Annotated in this window: 11 protein-coding genes; 7 read left to right on the top strand and 4 right to left on the bottom strand. The window is 41.7% G+C overall.

From position 1 onward, the window contains the following. Positions 1-84 precede the first annotated feature (84 nt). The 5 genes from AACU25_RS25010 to AACU25_RS24990 all read left to right on the top strand — a co-directional run bounded on the left by AACU25_RS25010 (position 85) and on the right by AACU25_RS24990 (position 14633). Positions 85-5988: a hypothetical protein gene (locus AACU25_RS25010; RefSeq protein WP_096580282.1), complete on the top strand. Its 5904-nt coding sequence runs from the start codon at positions 85-87 to the stop codon at positions 5986-5988. A 72-nt stretch (positions 5989-6060) separates the two neighbouring features. Continuing rightward, positions 6061-8106 (top strand): contractile injection system tape measure protein, encoded by a 2046-nt coding sequence (locus tag AACU25_RS25005; RefSeq protein ID WP_096580279.1) that lies wholly within the window; start codon positions 6061-6063, stop codon positions 8104-8106. A 4-nt stretch (positions 8107-8110) separates the two neighbouring features. Further along, complete coding sequence (locus AACU25_RS25000; protein ID WP_096580277.1) at positions 8111-12520, top strand: eCIS core domain-containing protein; 4410 nt, start codon at positions 8111-8113, stop codon at positions 12518-12520. A 57-nt stretch (positions 12521-12577) separates the two neighbouring features. Then, positions 12578-13321, top strand: a complete 744-nt coding sequence (locus AACU25_RS24995; RefSeq protein ID WP_096580275.1) for a hypothetical protein — start codon at positions 12578-12580, stop codon at positions 13319-13321. A 124-nt stretch (positions 13322-13445) separates the two neighbouring features. Next, complete coding sequence (locus AACU25_RS24990) at positions 13446-14633, top strand: type III secretion system chaperone family protein (RefSeq protein WP_096580273.1); 1188 nt, start codon at positions 13446-13448, stop codon at positions 14631-14633. Between the two features lie 32 nt (positions 14634-14665). Here AACU25_RS24990 and AACU25_RS24985 read toward each other — a convergent pair whose 3' ends face one another. Next, positions 14666-15058: a hypothetical protein gene (locus tag AACU25_RS24985; RefSeq protein ID WP_190445709.1), complete on the bottom strand. Its 393-nt coding sequence runs from the start codon at positions 15056-15058 to the stop codon at positions 14666-14668. A gap of 653 nt (positions 15059-15711) precedes the next feature. On the opposite strand from AACU25_RS24985, the gene AACU25_RS24980 reads away from it, so the two are divergent. Beyond that, on the top strand, positions 15712-16566 hold the full coding sequence (locus AACU25_RS24980) for an eCIS core domain-containing protein (protein ID WP_096580269.1): 855 nt from the start codon (positions 15712-15714) through the stop codon (positions 16564-16566). A gap of 600 nt (positions 16567-17166) precedes the next feature. Here the strand turns inward: AACU25_RS24980 and AACU25_RS24975 are convergent. Beyond that, positions 17167-17670, bottom strand: a complete 504-nt coding sequence (locus AACU25_RS24975) for a hypothetical protein (RefSeq protein WP_096580268.1) — start codon at positions 17668-17670, stop codon at positions 17167-17169. 400 nt (positions 17671-18070) lie between these two features. On the opposite strand from AACU25_RS24975, the gene AACU25_RS24970 reads away from it, so the two are divergent. After that, complete coding sequence (locus AACU25_RS24970; RefSeq protein ID WP_321206643.1) at positions 18071-19414, top strand: ATP-binding protein; 1344 nt, start codon at positions 18071-18073, stop codon at positions 19412-19414. A 98-nt stretch (positions 19415-19512) separates the two neighbouring features. Here AACU25_RS24970 and AACU25_RS24965 read toward each other — a convergent pair whose 3' ends face one another. Both AACU25_RS24965 and AACU25_RS24960 read right to left on the bottom strand, forming a co-directional pair. Then, entirely contained in the window at positions 19513-21687 is a 2175-nt protein-coding gene (locus tag AACU25_RS24965; RefSeq protein WP_096580266.1) for a GumC family protein, read from the bottom strand. 125 nt (positions 21688-21812) lie between these two features. Then, positions 21813-23150 carry a polysaccharide biosynthesis/export family protein gene (locus AACU25_RS24960; protein ID WP_096580265.1) on the bottom strand — a complete coding sequence of 446 codons (1338 nt, stop codon included), beginning with the start codon at positions 23148-23150 and terminating at the stop codon, positions 21813-21815. Between the last annotated feature and the right edge of the window lie 18 nt (positions 23151-23168).

Below are 23168 nucleotides of genomic sequence, written 5' to 3'. Positions count from 1 at the left end.
GGGTAATTGGTAATTGGTAATTGGTGATTGTAATGACAAATGACAAATGACAAATAACAAATAACAAATAACAACGACTTACTTATGAACACAATTATTAAAAACATTAGCTACCCCATCTTTACGCCTAACCAGGTGTTAACTAAAGATGATTTGAATCAAGTTGTTAATTATCTTGATGGGCAGAATCGGCTCACCCGTGCCTACTTGATTGGGACAGGGATTGTTTGGGGCATGGATTTGAGCAGTACATTTGATACTACAAAGGCTCAGATTCAAATCTCGGCAGGATGTGGCATTACTTCGGAAGGGTATCTGATTTCTGTGCCGACAACAATACTCACTCATTATAAAAATGACCAACTAGATTCTGAGGCTTTATTTGCACCAACTCCCCAAGATGATGAAGTAACTACTACGCAACTTAAATCTGTTCCAGTCATAGAACTATTTCAGAAAAGTGCTGATAATCTTTTTGCACTCAATCAAGCTGATAACGGGAATCCGCCCGATAAAGCAGCATTCGAGACTTTTTTGAGCAAAAACGTACTAGTTGTAGTTTATGAAATTCAAGACGTAGAAACCGACTACTGCTTACTTGATTTTGATAGATTAAGCAATCAGCGTAATTTTAATCTCCGCTTTTTTCTGCTTCCACGTTCTCAACCAGAAAATCAGCCAAATATAATTAGTGCCGATAGACTCCTGAAAAGAGGATATCCGTTCGATAAATTGCCAGAACCTTGGGCAAATATTGCTAAATCCGGCACTTCCAAAGTTTTTGAAACCAGCAATCATTTTCTCCAAGAATTTGACTCGGAAATTCAAGCATTTAAAGATTATGCGCCCAAAGTTCAGCGCTTTGGTTATGTGGCAGAAAAAAAGGTAGACTTAAGTAAAATTAGCAACTACGCTGATTTTTGGCATAACTACTACCTAGTTTGCAAGAATGCGATCGCAGCAATTGAAAAAGCATTCCCGAAACTGTTTCAGTTGTTCTCGCCGTTTTTCTCTTCCTTTCAACCTGCTTCTTATAAAGACTTTGAGCAGATTGGACAAAGCTTGCAAAAACTGCTGAATAGCATCCAAAATCCAACGGTGTCAACTACCACAGTAGAGGTTCCAGAAGCTCCTTATACACTGCAATATTTTTATGATTACCTCAGTCAAATAGTAGCTGCTTATGATGAATTAGCTGAGGCTGCTTTTGATTTAATGGATGACTGTGCGCCTGACACTCGAAGGTTTCCCAAATTTTTACTCTTAGGAATAATTCCCCCACCCAAGCAAACCGATGCAGTAGAAAGAATTCTCCCACCCGAACAGGCTGATCCAGTAATTGCACCACCTTCCCCTTATCGTAGCAATTTCACCCAGCCTCCCATCAACAACGCCGAGCAAAGCCGTGTCAAGCAGGTGCGTTATCTTTATCAACGGCTCCTGAACCTGTGCCGACCAGATAGTTATTACCTGCTACCTTATTACAATACACCGATTAAAATCACGCCTAGTAAAGACCGTTCGGTAACACTCAGCCAACAGGCGATTCCTTATTACTTTAACTACCCAAACTTGTATCAGTACTGGAGTTACGATGCTTACCGTAAAAGTCGTAGTGAACAGATACCTGCGTATTTTTGCCCTCAGAATAGTTCGCCACGTGACGAGTTGCTGTATCGCCTAGATGGGTATAATTTTTACCGGATTGAGGGGCATATCGGTAAATCTACTTCTAAAGCACTGAATATAATTCAACAATATCAACAGCAATATAACTTACCCTTTGATGTCATTATCTTGAAATGCTCTTCCTTCCAAAGTTTTCAAGATTTAAATATTTCAGGTCAGATTGATGATTTAGAAGTTAAATTCCAGCGAGTGAAAGATTGGTTTAATTCACTTTGGGAAGCAAATTCAGACTGGTCACAAAATGTATTTTTAAACACACTCAAGCGCGCATTTTTTGACAAACCGCGTCTATCTGCGATCGCAGATACTCAGTTAGTCAATCCAATTGTAGAGTTGGCGCAGTCAAAGTCAAACTATGAATTTGTACCAGAAGCAAATACTAGCAATCAATACCAGCTGTTCCTCAAGAATAATGTAGGTACGCGTATTGCCCGCTATGACTTCCAAAATGCAGCTAATCAAAGTATTTCCTTAGACTTTTCCGGACTGACAAACGAGCAAATTACCCAAGAACAGCAGCGAATTGTTCAAGATTTATCCTTTTACTTAAAATCTACAACAATTACTTATAGTCTTGTGCGTCAGTCACCAAGTAATTCGCTGAGTTATTACCTGCGGCTATCTATAATAGATGAACTAGATTTACCCATCAATGCAACTACAACTGCACCCAGGGGTAAAGCCAAAATAGCAATAATTTCGCTCAATTACTTTACTATTAGGCTGGAAAATAATTTACCAATCATTAATCAATCAGAGTTTCAAGATTTTGCAACCCTTTATGGCTTATTGCGAGATGTACCTGAAGGTGACTCCATTGCGGGCGATCGCGCTGCGGCTGATCTTTTAAATAATGTTGAACTCCAAGATTTAATAGAAAGCTATCGGGAACGACTCAAGCAACTTATGGAGTTGCAGTTGTTCCATAAATTTGCCCAACAGCATCCAGGTATGGAACATTTAGGCGGAGTACCCAAAGGCGGTACATTCGTCTTGGTATATGTAGATGGAGAAGAAGTTAAAGAACTTTTGGCTGCGAACCAAAACCCTGCTATCTATCAATTGCAAACCTTACGTACTGCGGCTATAACCAAAAATGCAGTTTTACCCCCAGCTGCACCAGAAGAAATCATCCCCAGTTGGGAATTGCTGTTTAAAGAATATCAAGAACGCAAAGATATTGTCGTCGCAGATTTTTGTCTACCTTACCGTTGTAGTAGTGATACTGCTGGAGTCAGTTATATATTAGCTAGACCACGCCCCATTGTTTTACTCACACAAACAGAATTCTGTGAAGGCGATACTACAGAATACGAATTTATCTTAGAACCTGAAGGTGGCACACTCAAGGGAGAAGGAATTTTCTTCAAAGGGCGAAAACATTACTTTAAACCTAGCAATATCACCCAAGAGATAGATGCAGAAGTGGCGATTACCTTTACCTATGCAGTAGACGATAGCTTTGATACTCTCACCGTCACTATTTACCCCCTACCAGATGCAGGCTTCCAGGTAGGTATAAATGCAAATCAAACCACATTCTGCGCTGATAATGAGCCACTATCCCTAACACCCAAGCAAGCGGGTGGTAACTTCCGTGTGTTAGTAGGCGAACAGGATATCTCTGCTGATGTACTGGATACGACATCGCAGCCGCCAAGATTACTTGTTAGTGCAGTGCAATTGGGTAATGCGGAACAGCTACAAGTCACAATTGAATACACCATTACCAGCCCGCAAAATTGCACCAACCAAGCCAAGAAGCAAATCACTATTTTTGCTTTACCAGATGCGCGTTTCCAAATTGGCGAACAATCCAATCGAAACCGCTTCGCTACCAACGATCCGCCAGTACTTCTCGTACCTAGACAGCCGGGTGGTAGCTTCCGGGTGCTGGTTGGCGATCATAATATCTCTGCTGAGGTGCTAAATATCGCATCTCAACCACCAGAATTTCTTCCCAGTCGGGTAGATTTAGGTGATGCAGGACAGTTGCAGGTGACGATTGAATACACCATTACCAATAATCATGCTTGCACTAACCAAACACAGCAACAGGTAACTATTTTCGCCCCACCAGATGCAGACTTCCAAATCGGCGACAATCAAACAGCCTTTACTCCCAACGATCCGCCAGTATCTCTCATACCCAAGCAAGGGGGTGGTAACTTCCAAGTATTAGCTGGGGAACAGGATATTTCTGCTAATGTACTGGAACATGAATCTGAGCGATCGCAGTTTCTTCCTAGTGCAGTCAATTTAGGTAATGCCGATCAACTACAGCTAAATATTAGATACTCCATTACCGATGATAATGGCTTTAGCAACCAGACACAGAAACGGGTAACAATTTTTGCGCTTCCAGATGCTAGCTTCCAAATTGGCGCACAGTCCAATCAAACTACCTTTGCAATTAACAATCCAGCAGTACCCCTCATCCCCAAACTAGTAGGTGGTAGCTTCCGCGCACTGATTGACAGACAGGATATTTCTGCGGCTGTAATTGATACTACATCTAATCAATCGCAATTTATTCCCAGTGCAGTTAACTTAGGCAATACCAAACAGCTACCAGTCACCTTGGAATACATTATTACCGATGAGCAAGGCTTAACTAACCAAGCACAGCAACAGGTAACAATTTTTGCCCTCCCAGATGCAGGCTTCCAAATTGGCGCACAGCCAAATCAAACCGTTTTTGCTACTAATCATCCACCAGTACCCTTGATAGCTAATCAAGCTGGTGGTGACTTCCGTATCCTACATGGAGAACAGGATATCACTATAAATACAATAAATACTGAAGTTGAACCACCAGAATTTATTCCCAGTGCGGTAAATTTGGGTAATGCCAAACAGCAACAGGTAATTATTGAATACACCTTTACCGATGGCTATGGCTTTACTAACCAAGTGCAGCAAATAGTAACTATTTTCGCCCCACCAGATGCCGGCTTCCAAATCGGTGAACAGCCAAATCAAACCGCTTTTGCTGCAAATCATCCGCCAGTATCCCTCATACCCAATCAACCGGGTGGTAGCTTCCGCATCCTAGCTGGGGAACAAGATATTTCTACTGATGTACTCAATACTCAATCGCAACCACCGCAGTTAATTCCTAGTAAAGTCAATTTAGGCAATGCGGAACAGCGAGAAATTACCATCGCATACATTATTACCGACGCAAATGGCTTAACTAACCAAACGCAGCAGCAAGTAACCATTCTTGCCCTGCCAAATGCCAACTTCCAAATAGGTAGTGTGCCTAATAAAACCAACTTCTGTGCCAATGATGGGCAGCTATCTTTAACGCCACAGCAAGGAGGTGGTAGCTTTCGCGTACTGCTGGGCGGACAAGATATCTCGGCTGCGGTACTGAATACTCAATCTAATCCACCAGAGTTAAATTTAAGTGCAGTCAATCTCGGTAACGCAGAACAGCTACAAATAACTGTTGAGTACAGCATTACCAACGACAACGGCATGACTAACAACAATGCTAATGTCCTCACAGTGCATCGTGTTCCAGTAGCTAACTTTCAAGCAGAAATTGCCAGTATCAACGCTCAAGGATTTTCCGTGCGCGTCTTTGGCATTCAACCAGCAGACACATCTTTCAGCTATGTTTGGCGACATCCTGGTGCTACCAGAGACGAAAGCCTTCCCGCCAATCAAGAATTCCTGATTAACTATACTTATGATTTTGACAGTTGGGTCGTTGGCGATGAAGTCAGCATCACCTTGCGGATTGAGACACCAGCCGCTTTAGGTGGTTGTAGCAGTGAACCTGTCAACAAACGCGTTGCCATTCCTTGCGGTGGCGTAGTGTCATTTAATCTGCTCAATAGTAGTAATAACCAAGTTATTAATAGCATCTCACTAGGAAACGAGCGCACTTTTCGGTTGTCAGACTTCAACGCCAATAATGAGTACAACATCGAAGCCGTAACTGTACCAGCAACGGTGGAAAATATTGTTTTCACTTATACTAACCCCACCAACGAAGAGAATGTCCAACCAGCAGGAAATAATAAAATCTACAAGATGCCCGATGGCTGGTACTTAGTAGTTGGTGTTCATAAACTAAAGGCACAAGTTTTCCGCGAAGTTAATGGTCGTCAGGTAGAAGGGATTGCCGCCACTGTAATTATACGTATTCAAGATAGTAATTCCTTGACCGCAGAAACCCCAAAACCCCCGGAAACAACTACACTACTCAACCGTCTACGCCTAATTTTCCCCACAGGGAAGGAAATTAACCTAGGCAAAGTTGGGGAGCAAAAATCACAAGGAGCGTAGAGACGTAGAGACGCGATGAATCGCGTCTGTACAAGAATCAAGAATCGTTTTCTTCCTCACCCCAACCCCCTTATGAGCCAACAACGCCACATCATCGCCAAAACATTACTAGAACTCGATACTGGGAACTTAGCAGATGTATCGAGTTTACAGGAAGATGTTAGCCGCTTGCTTCAGCAGCAAATTGCACCGAAAATGGAGCGTCTTTTTGATCAACTGGTGGAAGGCGATCGCATTATCCGACTGGATCGGCTAGTTGTGGAAGTTGGATCGGTGGATCGGCAATTTTTGGCGGATGAATTTGGCAACAAACTGTTAGCAGCGCTGGAACAAACCCTGCGCGATCGCCTCACTAATCCATTAATCGCAAACAATACTGAAATTATTTCCCGCGATCGCCTTGGTGCTGATTGGGAAGTGTTGCTGTATTTTTTGCAGTTTGGGCGCTTACCCTGGTGGGTGACATCTGGAGATTGGGAGGCTTGGTTTTCTCGGTGGTTGGCGGTGATGCAAACTGCAACTACTTGGCGCTTACCTTTGCAGGAATTGCTAGCAACCAACCCAGCAGTGCGCCAGCGTTTAGTTGAGCAGTTACCAGAATCCTTCCGCCATCAGATGATATTGCAACTCCAACCCGCTTGGACAAGTTGGGCTACCCTGCTTACTCAAGCGCGGCAGCTGATACAATCCCTAGAACTTAGCAGCAGCACTACCCGTTACCTAGATAGGCAAGCTTGGCTATTAATTTTGAGCGAAATTAGCCCACAGCAGCCATCGACAAGACCTTTGCCAGCTGATACTTGGAGTCTTAACTGGCTAACTCAAGTGTTGCAAACTGGGCGATCGCATCCACTCGCACAACAAAAACTACGCAGCAGTATTGCAGCATTGCCCATTAGCGAGAGATCCCTTTGGCTAAATGCACTTGCACAAGTATTAAATTTAACATCAGAAAATTTAAATCCATCAGCAGATCAGACAGGTGATCGCCCGATTACCGATGGGGAAATATTGCTGTATTTCTTAGCATTTGGGCATCTACCCCCTGGACATTCTTCTGGCGACTTGCTGACACGTTGGGAAGCTATCATCCAAAATGAAACTTTTTTACAGATACATTTTCGGGAATTACTGATAAATAACCCAGCAGCGCGACAGCGATTAATTGCTCAATTGCCAGAAGGCTTTCGGCATCAGTTGATATTAAAGTTACAGCCAGCTTGGATAATTTGGCGTACTTTGTTGGAGCAAGCAAGAGAATTGATGCAGTCTTTAAGCCTCAGCGATGACACCTGCCAGGAATTAGAAAGGCAAGCTTGGCTATTGCTATTAGGGGAAATTGAGTTAGATAATATACCATTAAGACCTTTGCCAGTTGATACTTGGAGTCGCAATTGGCTAGCCCAACTTCTACAAAATTCCCCAGAATTGCGGGAAATTCCTAGCCAGATTCTGAGCCAATACCTACGTGATATTATTGCAGCATTGCCAATTACCGAAAAATCTTTGTGGCAGACTGCACTCAACCAAGTGCTAACTTCTACATCGGTTGATATTAATACGCGATCGCAAAACCTTCAAGCAGCCCACACCTTATCTCCAGCAGAGGAGACAGCCGGGTTGTTTGTTAACCAAGCCGGACTGGTGCTGTTACATCCATTTTTACGTAACTATTTCAATGCAGTTGGGCTATTAGATGGTGATGCTTTTGCGGATCAGTCAGCGCAGCAAACAGCGATTTACCTACTGCATTACTTGGCAACTCGGCAAACCGATGCCCCTGAATATGAATTGGTACTGCCTAAATTACTCTGTGGTTGGTTGCTCAATGAACCTGTAAACCGTGGAATCGAATTACCCGAGGCTGCCCTCATGGAAGCAGAAAACCTCTTGCAAACCGTAATCAACTATTGGCAAGCACTGAAAAGTGCCAGCCCGGATGGACTGCGGCAAGGCTTCTTACAACGCGCAGGCAAACTTACCCGCAGTAGTGATGGTAACTGGCAGCTTCAGGTAGAGCAACAGTCAATTGATATCTTGCTAAGTCGCTTACCTTGGGGACTGAGTATGGTGAAATTGCCCTGGATGGAAGAACTGTTGATTGTGGAATGGAATTAAGACCATGAAAACCACCGAGAACAAAAGCACCTCTAGTCAACAGCACACCAAGGCAGATCAGTCCTGGGGAGTGCAGGAACGAGATCAAGCTTTTTTCTCGGAGTCAGCACCGCAACAGACAGCTTTCTTTGATCCTGGTGCAGCATCCTGGGTGCAACCGAAATTCATCGGTGAGCGATCGCCTTTCTTTTCACCTTCTTCTACTGCCACAATTCAAAGAAAATGTGCCACCTGCGAAACAGAGGAAAAATCTCAAGTAGGGACACAAGCTGCCGAAACGCCAAACATTCAACGAATGCCTGCATTTGAAAGTGAAGCTGAAACGCCAAACATTCAGCGAATGCCTGCGTTTGAAAGTGAAGCTGAAACGCCCAAGGTTCAGCGAATGCCTGCGTTTGAAAGTGAAAGAGGAGTGCAAGCAAAACGCTTGTCCAGCGTCACTGCTATTACCCCAAAAACGCAACTAGCTACTGAAACCAAAGAACAGGAACCACAAGAAGAGGCGATCGCAGAAACTCCACAGATACAAAAGATGCCTGTGTTTGGCAACGCCGATGATGCAGATGATGGGGACGATAAAAATAGCCAGCAGCCTTGGGTGCAATTTAGTTTAACCATTGGTCAGCCAGGAGATACCTATGAACGGGAAGCTGATGCAATGGCTGATCGGGTGGTAGCAATGCCCCGGTCAATGGCATCTGACTTAACAGCTAAAAACCTGGGAAATCATTACTCTCAACAGGTAAACCGCAAACAAAATCAAGGCGTACAATTGCTGATGCGGCAGGCGGCAGAGGGTAGCCCAACCCCCGCACCCAAAAATTTAGAAAGTCGCCTCCAGTCCCAAGGTAGCGGTTCACCCCTAGATACCAAAACCCGCACTGAGATGGAAGGGGCATTTAATGCCGATTTTAGCGGAGTCCAGATTCATACCGGATCAGAAGCCGCCACCTTGAACCAAGATTTAGGCGCGCGCGCTTTTACCCACAAAAATCAGATTTTCTTTAATGCGGGTGAATATCAACCAGAATCGTCGTCGGGGAAACACTTACTCGCCCATGAATTAACTCACACGCTGCAACAAGGAGCATCGGTGCAGCGCAGCCAGAACGCCACATCTCAGACTAGCGAACCGATGATTCAAGGTTCGTGGTGGGATGATTTGATAGATTTTGCCGACGATGTCGGCTGGAGAATTGTACGGGAATTTGCCCCAGGGCTAGAGCCAATTATCCGGAAAGGGCCAGATGGTATCTTTGAATGGATCAAAGAATTGGTCGGTTCTGCTATCGAAGGCGTTTTCAACAATTTAATGAGTCCTGTACGAGCGATCGCAGGAATTGATAGCCAACTCACAGCCCAATTTGCACCGATATTAGCATCAATTCAAGCTGCGGCCAGTCAAATAGCAGCTAATGATTGTACGCCCATCCGGGAAGCCGCCGAAAAAATTGAGCAAGCGGCAATGCGGCTGATTACACCCATTGTCGAAAAATTACAGCCCGTCGTCGCCAAAATCAAAGATTTTCTTAACGGAGTTTGGGACAAAATCGGTGCGCCGATTTGGGGATGGATTCAGCAGTTTGCCTCCGCCCAATGGGAAAAAATTCAATGGTTGGGACAGAAGTTGCAAGCAGTTGGCAAGTGGATCTGGGATAAAACAGCCACAATCCGCTCAGTTGCTGATCGCATGTGGACTTGGCTGAAGAATAAACTGGGTATTGGTGACGGGGCTGAAGGACAAAACGGGCTACTGCAATGGGTACAGAAGAAAATTGATGCGGCATGGACAGCCATTAAAGCCAAATTAGAGCCGTTTAAACAACAACTGATCTCCATTGGTTTGGCTGTCGGTGGGGTTGCCCTGGCCCTTTCCCCAGCAGGCCCAGTGTTGGCAATTGGTACTGCCGTTGTCGGGGCTGTAAAAGGATTGCGCTGGATTTCTGCCAATTGGGGCAAGGGAAATGCGATCGTCCAGGCACGCACCTACCTGGAGAAATCCCTGATTCCCATGCTGATAGCAGGAGCAAATCGTTTTAGTGCCGCAGTTACGCGCATGGCAAATGCTGTCAACTCCGCACTAGGTAGTTTAGCCACAGGTATGATGAATGCCGTCAGTGCGATCGGCGGTTCGCTGTTGCGAGTGGCGATGACTGTCGTGCAATGGATTGCTGATAAAGTAGTTGCACTGGCAGATTGGGCTAGACAAACCCTCGGCAACCTGACTAACTGGTTAGAACAAACCCTGAACACCCTACAGACCTTCCTGCAAAAAATGCTCAACTTCTTTGCAGAGGTCGGTAAGGTTGTCTTAAATATCTGGTTATTGCCTGCATTTTTAGGTAAAACAGTGTGGAATTGGATACCCCAATGTATCCGCGACCCCATTATTGATTTCATTGGCCCGATCATTCTGCGCCAAATAGAGATATTCCAAGAACTAGCAAAAGACCAAGAGGCTTGGCAAAAGACGAAAGCTGACGTATTGAAGATTATTAATCTCGTATTCGTCAATCACGATTTGATGGGCGCAGTCAAAGCCACCTTCCATTTAATTCTGCGGGTGTTTAACGTGCCACCGGAGTTAGTGGTGAGCATTGCCCAAAAAGCCATAAATGCCTGGGATACAGTCAGCAAGAAGCCAATCGAATTTATCAAGAATGCAGTCAGAGCGATCGGTCATGGTTTCCGGCGACTCTGGCAAAAGATTAGAGAACACATCACATTCGGTCTTCAAGGCTGGTTGTTTGGCGAACTAGCCGAGAAAAATATTAGCCCGCCTGTTAGCTGGAGTGACCCCAAAGCCATCTTTTACTTTGTATTAGACGTACTGGGACTATCGATGGATCGCATTTGGGAATTACTTGCCAAACGCTTACCGCCAGAAAAAGTAGCGAAAGTCAGACTTTTGTTTGGAAAAGTTACCAGAGTTGTAGAGTGGATTACTCACGCGATCGACACCTCTAAATCTCCTGCGGAAAACGCCCAAGGCATCTTCAATCAAGCTAAAGAGTTTGGTGCCAGTATTTTGACGGGCATTGCCGAGTGGGTTGCAGGCAAGGTTACCGAAGAATTGGCGATTTTAGCGGCGGCGGCGGCGGCTTCCGGTGGACTTTCTGAAGTTCTCGATGTCGTTCGTCGCATCTACAAGGCGATTAAGACTGCCGTTCGTTGGGCGCGGCGCATACTCGACATGGTAAACGAAACCTTCGATCATATTATTGATATCGCTGCTGGCAATTTAGAACCTGTGGGAGTCAAACTTGAGGAGATTATGCACCGTGCTATGCCTATAGTGATTGGCTTTTTAGCCGATCAAGTGGGCTTAGGAGGTGTTGGTCAAGCATTACGCGATGTTGTCGATAAGCTTAGGGAAAAAGTGGACGCAGCAATTCTCTGGCTAATCGACAAGATTAAGGCAGGCATTGAGGCGTTAATTGGAGCAATCAAGGCAGGAATAGCAGCATTAATGGATTGGTGGAAAGCACGAGAAGAATTTACCACTAGTGATGGAGAACCTCATTCGCTATATTTCGTAGGTCAAGATGAACAAGCTCGATTAACTATTGCAAGCGATAAAGAAGATTATGAAACATTTATTACAAACATTAGTACAAGGGGAAAATCAGAAGAATTTAAGACTGCTCATGCACAAGCCTTAGCAATTGCCCAAGACATTAGTCAAAAACAAAATGAACGTACATTCGATGATGATGCACGGAAGAAAAAAGCGGAATATATTGGCAAAAAACTTAATGCCTTGGTAAAACCCACAAAGATACTAGCGAATTTGATGGCTAAAAACCCTCCCACTGTGGTGACATATGGCTCACTGACATCAGAAGGAGGTGCTACTAGTATGAATGCTCAAATTTTATCGCAGAATCATCAAGCAGGTAGCGGCCCGTCTGATGAAGCCTCCATTTGGCAAAAAGCTAATCGAAGAAAAGGAATTTATATTCAAGGACATTTGCTGAATGATAACCTTGGCGGACCTGGAAGAATGTATAATATGACACCAATTACCCGTTCAGCTAATGGAACGCATCATTCTGATGTAGAAAAAGATATTAAAGATGCCGTTATCAACCAGGGTGAAGTAGTCAGATATAAGGTAACAGTTAATTATGGAAAGCATCCTAGGCGTAGTACACATACAGAACTAAACAGTGCATATAAAGAACTGAAAAATCATATCGCTCAATTAAAACGACCGACAAGTAAACATCAAGAAGAACTAACTAATATGAAAGAAAAACTAGAAATCATGGACTACGAAGCGAAATATTTAGCAACTAGCTTGACAGCTAATTGGGGAATCTTAAAACATGATGGTTCGGAATGGGTAACTAAACAAAATAAACCCGCTGTAACCATTACCAGCGAACTGCCCAATGAAGTACCTGATATTTAATTTGCGCTCAACTAATTAGAAATTAACTGATTTCACAAAAACTTGAGGAGTAGAATCATGAAAAACTATGTTGAAAAATTTGAAACTCTTGTTAGAGAAGTTGAATCTAATCAGTTTTTAGAGGTGACGGAATTTAAGGTTAACTCGCCTATATCTAAGCAAAAATTGGCAGATATAGAGGTGGCTATTGAAAAAAAATTAGATAAGTCAATTATTAATTTTTATCGACAGATGAATGGGTTGACACTAAATTGGCGAGTTAAGCCAGATTTGGCTAACGACGAGCAGGCATTTGAAAAAATTAGAGATCGATACGATGATTATTATATTAAATGGCCAGAAGATGAAACAGATGCCATTCCTTTTGCCAAGATCGATATATTACCTCTAGAAAATTGTTTAATTGAGCGAAATTGGCAAGAAATAATTATTCCTCAACCGGATGAAACAATTGAATTTGCCAATGTAAGCTATCAACATAGTGATTTTACTAAACGATTGAAACCGTTTGATGTATTTAGTGATTATTCTTGTATGTCCTTTATTTTAGAGAATGATAACGATAATCCTAAAGTTTTGTTATTGTCAGATTACTATATAGAATGGGAGGAATCTCGAATTACTGATTTTGAGTCTTATTTAGAAATGTTATTAGTAACAAGAGGTATTGTGGAAAGTAGATCGAGAATCTATGGAGAATATGAAGGACATAAGAAACCTCTATTTAGGACACCAGAAGCTTATTGGATAGAACATCAACAATATGTCCCTAAATTATTTAGAGGTCATGATTTAGATTAAAAATTGTGTCTATCATAACCATGTAAAAAAAATTCTATCAAGTTTACATTGAAATGAAGTTACAACTTTGAAAGAAGTGCTTTGGCATTGCATACAAACTTTAAAGAAAATATAGAAGTATTTAATGAGTGACTCTACTAAGAGATCCCAAACTACAGAACTTGTATTATTCAATCCTTCAGTATCCTCCCTACCGCTACAGGTTGTGGATATCAATCTAATTGAGCAAGATAATACGCTTTTTGAATGCCGTCTCACATTTTGGGTAGACTCACAACTTTATCAACAGATTGAAACTGAATCATTATTCAATCTCAAATCTGAGTTACGGGGTGCTTTCAATGTTGCCAGTTTTGATAATGACCCTGATATTGAAATCGAAGCTACTTTACAACCTCAACTTTTACCTCAATTAGCAGAACACGCAACCGATAAAGAAAGTGCGATCGCCTACCTCATTGCTTGTTCATCTCCTCATCCATTACTCTCTACCGAAAGCTGGTTTGCACTAAAGGTTTCACAAAATCTAGAATCCGGCGAAATTGGTTATCGCACCTTCTGGGCTTACCTAAATCCGGCAAATTTAACACCAGATGCGATCGCCAACGGTCAGTTCCCTCAAGCAATGGAACAGTTTCTCAAAGACCGCAATGAAGCTAATTTATTAATGGCTGAACAAGCTATCTCAAAAGTCTTAGAAGAAATTTCTCATGATTTAAAAAATTGGGATGAAACTGAATTTCTCAAACAAACAGAAACCGCAATTTCAGATTTTTTCTCAGAAGTCACAAACGCTTTAGAAAGTTGGGTTGAGCCAAATCAAGCGTTTAGTAAAACCAAAGCCAACTCCAAGGGAAAAATTTATCAAGCAATGCTCGATTTTTTCTCCCAAGAAGATTGGGAATTTACCAAACTTCAAGGAGAACTTACCTTACGTGTTGCTTGCCAAGGAAAAAACGGACAATGGAACTGTTATGCTCTAGCTAACGAAGACCAACAGCAATTTTTGTTCTATTCCATCTGTCCGTTAGAAGTACCTTCCCTGAATCGAAGTACGATCGCCGAATTTATTGCTCGTGCTAATTATGGTATGGCGATCGGTAACTTTGAATTTAACTTTGACACTGGCGAAATCCGTTGCAAAACCAGCATTGACGTTACAGGCGATCGCATCACCTCAAGCCTAATCGAACGGCTGGTATATGCAAACGTTATCACCCTAGACCAATATTTACCAGGTATTCTAGCTGTGATTGAAGGAAAACTGTCGCCAACTGATGCGATCGCTCTTGTGGAAAGTAATACTAATTGAGAGAGTGAAAAAGGCGATCGCTAGGTAGTCGGTTACGGCGTAGCATCACGCCCAACTAGAATTTCTAGTTCAGCTTTGTTTTCGGGTTTATTCTCAGATCCATTCTTAAAGTTAAACTTAAGAATTTTTGGGTCACTACCTAATAGAGAAACTACTCCTGAACCTAAATAAAAATGAGGTTGGTCTAAGTCTATCTTGCCTGCATCATCGATACCATATGATAGTTTAGTGTTTTTGTTAGCGTCGCTGTATATACTTGATTTAATCAGCAAGAAACTGATCCGTTTTCCTTCCGACGGTTGAACTTCTACAGATATGTCTTTTCCTGATTCAATCGAAATATCAATTTTGTCATAGGCTTCTACAGCTAATTCTTTAGCCACATTAATTGTCGGCCCTCCAACTACTTGCACTGTCAGCGACACATTAACTTTTGCCATATTTACCTTCTTGTGTTGATAAGTGGAAATGTCGGATTCATCACTTTTGCTGTTCGTTCCAACTCAAGTCAAATACTTAAAAAGCTGCTTGGCAGAGTTATCTTACGCCAGTTCTCTTAGCTAAGAGTCCAAATTTTGATAAGTTCACAGCCTATTTAGGTAAACAGCCTTGATTTTTCTTAGATAACAAAAGATTTCTCAATCTAGTAGCTGCTGATGACTGGCAATCTAAATAATAAATCATTAGCGTTCTGAAACCTAAATTTATCAACAAGGATTTACATTAGAAAAAATTATAACTGCACAATAATTACTGCCTCTAAATCATTGAAGATGAGTGAATAATTATTTTTAGCCTCAAGTCATCAATTTATAAGAAATATAAATGATTTGAAATTAAGTTTATAAATTACTGTTTTATTTATATTTGTTAAATATTGAATTTATTGTATTATAAATTCCAGAAAAATTTTAGTATTTGCATTAATAACCAGGACTGAAAAATCGGAAAATATCTGCTCGCTCTGTAACCAGAGCGAGTCAAGGAAACATAGCAATAAGACTACCAGTATTTTTGATCTTAAAATGAGATAATTATTTCAATGTTGGAATTTCATCAACCTTAGATAATTTCTCTTATGGTAACCTTCCAATTCAAACGCTCCCGTAAAGCACCTGCTCAAGAAAATCATGAATCTTTCTTTAAAAAAGAAGGAAGTAATGAGAGTCATTTTTTCTCTAGCACTCAGGGAAATAGTATCCAAGCCAAACTAACTATTGGCAAGCCCAATGATAGCTTTGAGAGAGAAGCCGATACAGTTGCTGATGCTGTAGTGAATCATTCAAGTAGCGATCGCAATTCTCAGAATATTTCGTCACAGGCGATCGTACAGCGTCAAGAAGACACGCTAAACTCCCGAATTCAACGCCAAGAGGAACCCAAAAAAGAAGAAGTGCAGACAAAACCACAACTGCAATTGGCTGAAGAACCCAAAAAGGAAGAAGTGCAGACAAAACCACAACTGCAATTGGCTGAAGAACCTAAAAAAGAGGAAGTGCAGACAAAACCAGAATTGCAATTGGCTGAAGAACCTAAAAAAGAGGAAGTGCAGACAAAACCAGAATTGCAATTGGTTGAAGAACCCAAAAAAGAGGAAGTGCAGACTAAGGTTGAGGCTGGTACCCAAAAAGCAAACCCTTCTTTTTCTGAGCGTCTCCAAAATAGCAAAGGGCGTGGTAATTTATTACCAAGGAAAATCCAAGCTGAAATGGCATCTGCTTTTGGTACAGATTTTAGCGATGTCTACATTCACACCGATGAAGAATCTGTGCAAATGACTCGGGAATTAAAAGCTCAAGCATTCACTTACGGAAAACACATATATTTTAATCAGGGAAAATTTGACCCAGATACAGTTACAGGGAAACATCTCTTAGTCCATGAATTGACCCATGTGGTGCAACAGAACCCAGACAAGCACAAGATTCAGTAAAAAGTCAAAAGTCAAAAGGTTAGTACATCAATGCTTGTGACAGTTTGAAATGGCAGCTTGATTTACACCCACCTGTACCAGAGTAGATAGAACTGACAGATGTAATACCAATTCTCCAAAATTCAGCAACAGATCCAAACTCAAAAACTAATGATAAATATAGAAATCAATGTAAAGGAAAAATGAGAGTATGGCAAGAGATAATAGGGAAAATATGTTCTCAAGCATTGGATTTTAAAAGATATCAAATTTTAGTTTTTATATTAATTTTGTGAGGTGTTTTATGCTGGAATCATTGTTTTGGTTTCTTACCTTTCCCTTCTTTTTGGCATTCATTATTGGGTTCATGAGCTATGGTATTGGTGAGATTTCTAATTCTACCAAGAAAAAATTAGAAAAGGCTGCAAATCTAGTTTCATCATGAGCAACAATATTCGTAGTTGGTAATTACGAAATTGAATCTGTTTTGTTTTTTTGGCGTAATTGTTGTTACGGCTAATTCCCATTGTCTCGAAATTTCTAATAGTTTTATAGCCGTAACATAACGCCAGGTTGCTCAAGTTGAGAAATTACGTTAATAAATAACCTCTATCAAGGTAATCAACTCTGGGATGATGCTGGTGGGGGAGTCGCTTCACCCCCTGCTGGAGTAGAAGTTGGTTCTGGTTTTAACTCGTTAAATTTAATTTCCCAGCCAAACAAGTCTTTAATGAATGAATTAGCCCATTCAAATGTCCGCTCTAAAGGCCATAAAATAATTTTCAGAATTGCAACTATGAGTTCATCAATTGTCGGTTTTTTCGTCTCTATCCAAGTCCGAAAATAAAGACCACTTTTAAAGCCAATACCCCATACCCAAATAATTAGGGCGCATAATAACAGAAATAAAAAGGTAACAACAGTAATTATTTGCTTAAAAATCTTCCAGGTTTTCGCCCCAGCTTTTTGGTAAACCGATGAAGTATCTTCTTCAAAAAGAGTTTGGAATAATTGGGTGATTTCTTGAAAAGGATTGTACTCTATAGGTTGAGCAGCATCTCTTGTATACAAAACTGGAAGGCTACTCAATGATGTTTGACTTTGTTGAATCTCTGTTCCTGGCATAAATTTAGTCAACCTCTTAGTTGGATAGCAATACACTCAATGTACATTGCGATTGATTAACAAAAATAGATATGCTTTTGTGTCAGCATCAGAAAAAACTAATGTTTGCGGCTAATTTAAAGAGAATTATGTCTAGTTTTGTAACCTCTGAAGCTGAAATTGTACTATGACGAGCTAAAGTTTGAGTGATTTTGCCTGTTATTTTGCAATCATGTCTAATTTATTATGGGATGACATTCTGAGAAAGAAAATTGATATATAAATTAAAAACTCAATAATGGAGAAGCCAAAAAACTTATTTCTCGCGTTGTGCGTCTCGAAATACTATGTTCTTGTTACAAGCCCCCAATTTTGTTATGAGTGTCTTTAATTTTAAATTTTGAATTCGGAGCAAAGCGACGTGACGCACTTGCTTAATGTTCAAACCCTAGAAAATGCACTTAATTACCTGGCTAAGATAATTGAGTGGCGCATGGAATACTACTTCGGCAGGGATGAGTCAGTAAAAGCACCAATACCTCATTTGCCAGATGACTGGCTGAGTGCTGAAACGCCCCTAACTAGCTTTATTCGCAAACATAAATTAGATACTGCAGAGCAATTAACCTTACTGATGGCGATCGCACCGCATTTGCAACCCGATTTTTTTGATCGGCTGATTACAGCTAATTTACCTCAAGCTGGGGATTATCCTCAAATTGGTGGCTGGCGGGGTAAGGCGCATCGGGGTTTTTTACCTACGGGTGAAACAGTACTGTTCATGCTGGGAGGCGATCGCTTTGCGGAACGGCTGCGTCTGCAGCAAATGTTCAGCGAAGAACATCCCTTTGCGCGCGATCGCGTCATCTATCTCGATTCGCCTGCTGAGGGTGAACCGATGATGAGTGGTAAGCTAGTGATGCTTCAAGATTATGTCGAATTGTTCACCCAAGGGCGCTTTTCTCGTCCTCATTTCAGTATTAACTTTCCAGCCCAACGCATCACCACAGAAATGGAGTGGGAAGATTTAGTTCTGAATGCTCAAACCTTACAACAAATTCATGAGCTAGAAGCTTGGATTACTCATGGCCCAACCATTCTTTATGATTGGAACATGAAAAAGAAGCTCAAACTGGGCTACCGCGCACTTTTTTATGGCCCCCCTGGTACAGGTAAAACCCTCACAGCCAGTCTTTTAGGAAAATACACAGGTAAAGATGTCTACAAGATAGACATTTCTATGGTGGTATCAAAATTTATCGGGGAAACAGAAAAGAACCTAGCTAATCTCTTCGCGCGCGCTGAAAGTAAAGATTGGATTTTGTTTTTTGACGAAGCTGATGCGCTATTTGGTAAACGTACTAATGTGCGCGATGCACATGATAAATATGCTAACCAAGAGGTAAGTTACCTACTACAACGGATAGAAAACTACGATGGGCTAGTTATATTGTCTTCCAACTTAAAAAGCAATATTGATGAAGCTTTTATTCGCCGCTTTCAATCGATTATTCAATTTCCTATACCCAATGTCAAAGAGCGATCGCAACTTTGGCAAATGGCTTTCCCATCCCAAATTAAGCTAGCTGAATCTGTAGATTTACCAAAGCTTTCAGCCGCTTATGAATTAACTGGCTCTGATATCTTAAATATAGTCCAGCATTGCTGTTTACAGGCACTCCAGCGAGGCGATGTAGTAATTCATCATGAGGATATACTTGACGCTATTAAGCGGGAATTAAACAAAGCTGGAAAAATTATGTGAGCAGAGAAATTACACCAAATTGAAAAAAGAATGCGAAACAGATACAGATCCATACCTTTGTGCTGTCTGGATGATTAATTTTTAATTTTGAATTGGTATCAGTTATTATTAGCGCCTATTGATACTTCTGCTCCAGCTTCTTCTGGTGATGAAAAGTTTGGTGATGGTTCAACTGGAGCAGACCAAGCAACGTTGATATCAGCACCATTAATAATACCTCCCAACAACCCTAATTCAGATTCAACTAATTGATCGATTGCTTCACCTAATAAGTTTTCTTGTGTATAGTTTGGTCGCGCTACAATTACCATCGCGTCACTGTAGGGTTGAATCAATAAAGCATCATTAGATAAACTTAGAGGATTAGTATCTAAAATTACTAAATCATAGCGTTCGCGTACATCTTCCATTAGCCGACGCATTTCGCTAGATTCCAGAACTGCAGCAGACTGACGCAAAGGGCCGGGGCTAGGAATAATGTATAAATTTTCAATATCAGGAACTATGTGAATACATTCGCTCAAACTGCCGTAATAGCGCAGGGGTTCAATGTTAGCATCTGGGTCAGGAGTAACTTTGAGAGATGTACAGCTAGAAGGCGATCGCAAATCTGTTTCAATAATTAAAGTTCTTTTACCAGCACGAGCAGAAGCTATACCTAAGTTATAAGCACTTGTAGTCTTACCCTCAGTTCTACCAACGCTAGCAATTAAAAGTACTTTTAAAGTTTTACCGCCCAGACGACGGACATTACTGCGGAATTTTTCATAGAACTCTAAATAAGGAGAATCTGGGGAAAGTAAAACAGGTATAGCTTCTTTATCTAAATCATCAACTGGCATTAATGGCAATTCTCCCAGCAGTGCAACTTCCCGTTGCTTGAGGCTTTCGCGAATATCTTCTCTGGTTTTGAAAACACCTTCCAGCGAACCCAACAAGAATATTACACCACCACCAATCACCAACCCCATCAAACCGCCAACCGCCAATGTCATCGGCATACTCTTTGGTTTAATAGCATCAGCAATGGCGACTGGTTGTCTTGCAATACTCAGACTGGTAACTGTTTCTGCTTCTGCGGTTTGAGCATCAGCTAGCTTCGCCTGCATTTTGTCATAGACAGATTTTTTCAGTGCTACTTCTTGTTCCAAACGCGATCGCTCTAATTGTTTATTGGGGATGAGAGAATATACTTGCCGTAATCGCGCTTCTTCTTTAATTTGTTGCGCTAATTGTTGTTGCAGCGTTTCCCTTTGGGTTTGCAAAGCCACCATCTGGTTTGCTAGTTCTTGACGCGCTGGATCTAAATTACTCTGAGTGCGAATATTCAAAGCATCGCCAGCCAACGGCGCTGCTGTACCTCCACCACCGACTACTTCAGCAGCGCGCTGTTTAAGTAATTCCTCCGCCGCATCTTTCTGACGTTGCAACTGAATCATATTAGGGTGTTCAGGTCGCAAATCCTTACGGAGAAGCTCAATTTGTGATTCAACTTGATAAATTTGCGATCGCAAGCTAGCAATAATAGGATCGGCACTCAAAGCTGAGGAAACATAAGCTTGATTAACATTTAATCCCAATTTTTCTTGTAAACTGCGAATTTGGGCATCAACTCCAGCAATCGTGAATTGCAGCTGACGTTGCTGATTTTGACTGGTAGTTACCGCAGTTAGTAAACTACCATTCTCAGATGCTAAGATTGCTGGTCGCTCTTTGCGATCGTATTGTTCTAGCTTTTTCTCCGCTAATTGGAGTTCAACCTTAGCCTCTGGTAACCGTTCATCAATTTTTTTAATAATAGATTTTAATCGCCCTGTATTAACATCACCACTCAGCTTCACCATTGCCTGCATTAATGCATTCAATACCTCTACAGCGCGCTTAGGATTATTATCTTTATATTTCAGTTCAATAATAGTAGACTCTAATTGCCCGCTTCTAGCATTTTTTTTCGGTAGAGTCAGATCAACATTGTTGCCAAGAGTTTTCGCCTTAACATTAACCTTTGCTGCTACAGATTCTATAAGTTCATTAGAGAGCAAAACTTGTGCATTTAATTCCTGCCCTTGTTGTTGAATTTCTGTACCAGTTGTCGAGAACGAAACTGGTGGACGATTGTAAGTCAGCGCAGAATTTGCCACATAGCTAACTGGTGGGTCTGGTTGTATAGCCACCACAGTTGACCCAGCTACAACTAAAGTAAAACTGGCTAATCCAATCCACTTATACTTCTCAAAAGCAATAAGATAACGTTTAACAATAGGTGGAGTCATAGCAACTTAGGCATTTGTTATAGGGCATTTGTCATTGGGTAATGGGTAATGGGTAATAATAATTTCCTTTTTCCCTTTTTCCCTTTCCCCTTTCCCCCCTCATCCCCAATCCCCAACCCCCTCAACTACTTCGATCCGCCAGTAAAGAAGTCAAAGAAGCGAATAAAGCTTTGAACGTTAAAAAATGGTTGAGTAATTGTAGTCAAGGCGTTGGTAATTCTACCGATGAGGTTTCGACCAACCACAATAACATCATTATCTTGAAGCGGCACGTTTTGAGAGCCATCGCCACCGAGCGCTTTTTTAGCATCTAGTCTTTGGGTAACGGCTTGACCTCTTTCTGGGTCGAAGCGTACTAAAGCAATATCCCTGAGGTTGGCAGTATCTAAGTTTATCCCTCCCAACGCATCAACAAAGGTACTACCATTAGGCAATACTTGATTGGCAATGCCACCCGCAGCATAGTTTAAAACCCTAACTCTGATTTGCGGTACCGCTAAAGTAGAACGAGCAATTAAATTGCGGTCATAACCATCATCACTACCAATTTCTCGACGTGGCACAATGATGGCATCGCCATCTTGGAGGCGGGTATTAGGTAAAGAACTACCATTTTGTAAGGCTGTATATAGGTCAATATTTTGGGAAATCACTGAACCATCAACCAACCGCCGCCGCACTTGCACTTGCCGCAAATCTGCATTCATCGTAGTGCCACCAGATGTCAGCAAAGCATCCGCAACCCGGGGTATGGTGGATGAAATTGAATAAATTCCCGGACGAAATACTTCACCGCTAATGGTAACTTGAACTGGTCGTGGTGCTGCCAACGACACAACCACAACTGGATCTACTAAAACACGGCTTAAACTTAAGCGAATTTTTTCTTGTGCTTCTTCCACACTTAAGCCTTGTAGGGATACTGTACCTACTTGCGGTACGACAATGTATCCTTCCGGATTAATTGCGGCTTGGAAACTTAAATCTGGACGTTGCCCTACTAATGATAAAACTACTACCGGATTAACTACGTAGCGGTTGAGCAATACACGGATTTTTTCTTGTGCTTCTGGTAAAGTTAAACCTTGAAGCGACACTGTATTGATCAGAGGGACAATAATGTTGCCTTCTGGGTTAATTGTGGCTTGAAAGCTCAAATCTGGAAAGCGTTGCACCACAACGCTAATACTATCTTGCGGCCCTAGGCGATAGGGGCCAGGAGGGCGCTGAATGACAACACTAATTCCATCTCCTGGGCCTAAAAGGTAGCGGTTGAGTTGAGGAGAAACTTCGTTATTAACATTCCCTGGTACAGTTTCAGTAGGTAATGGAAAGGGTAGAGCCGGAGCAGGCTCTGATGGTTGTCCTGGGGATGTTACAGGTTGAGCAAACACCTCAACCGCTGTGGTAAAGAAAACGCCTAACTGGAGACTAACCAAACACAAGGCGCTAAATACACGCATATTGATAAATAAAAACTA

It is taken from the genome of Tolypothrix tenuis PCC 7101 (genome assembly GCF_963874875.1).
Lineage (GTDB): Bacteria > Cyanobacteriota > Cyanobacteriia > Cyanobacteriales > Nostocaceae > Aulosira > Aulosira tenue.
Note: the sequence above shows the minus strand (reverse complement) of the source record. Positions and strands in the feature narration are given on the sequence as shown.

What these genes read in the sequence shown, in the direction of transcription:
- AACU25_RS25005 (WP_096580279.1), top strand. Translation starts at nt 6,061, where the DNA reads ATGAGCCAACAACGCCACATCATCGCCAAAACATTACTAGAACTCGAT.
- AACU25_RS24990 (WP_096580273.1), top strand. Translation starts at nt 13,446, where the DNA reads ATGAGTGACTCTACTAAGAGATCCCAAACTACAGAACTTGTATTATTC.
- AACU25_RS24980 (WP_096580269.1), top strand. Translation starts at nt 15,712, where the DNA reads ATGGTAACCTTCCAATTCAAACGCTCCCGTAAAGCACCTGCTCAAGAA.
- AACU25_RS24975 (WP_096580268.1), bottom strand. Translation starts at nt 17,670, where the DNA reads ATGCCAGGAACAGAGATTCAACAAAGTCAAACATCATTGAGTAGCCTT.
- AACU25_RS24995 (WP_096580275.1), top strand. Translation starts at nt 12,578, where the DNA reads ATGAAAAACTATGTTGAAAAATTTGAAACTCTTGTTAGAGAAGTTGAA.
- AACU25_RS25010 (WP_096580282.1), top strand. Translation starts at nt 85, where the DNA reads ATGAACACAATTATTAAAAACATTAGCTACCCCATCTTTACGCCTAAC.
- AACU25_RS24965 (WP_096580266.1), bottom strand. Translation starts at nt 21,687, where the DNA reads ATGACTCCACCTATTGTTAAACGTTATCTTATTGCTTTTGAGAAGTAT.
- AACU25_RS24960 (WP_096580265.1), bottom strand. Translation starts at nt 23,150, where the DNA reads ATGCGTGTATTTAGCGCCTTGTGTTTGGTTAGTCTCCAGTTAGGCGTT.
- AACU25_RS25000 (WP_096580277.1), top strand. Translation starts at nt 8,111, where the DNA reads ATGAAAACCACCGAGAACAAAAGCACCTCTAGTCAACAGCACACCAAG.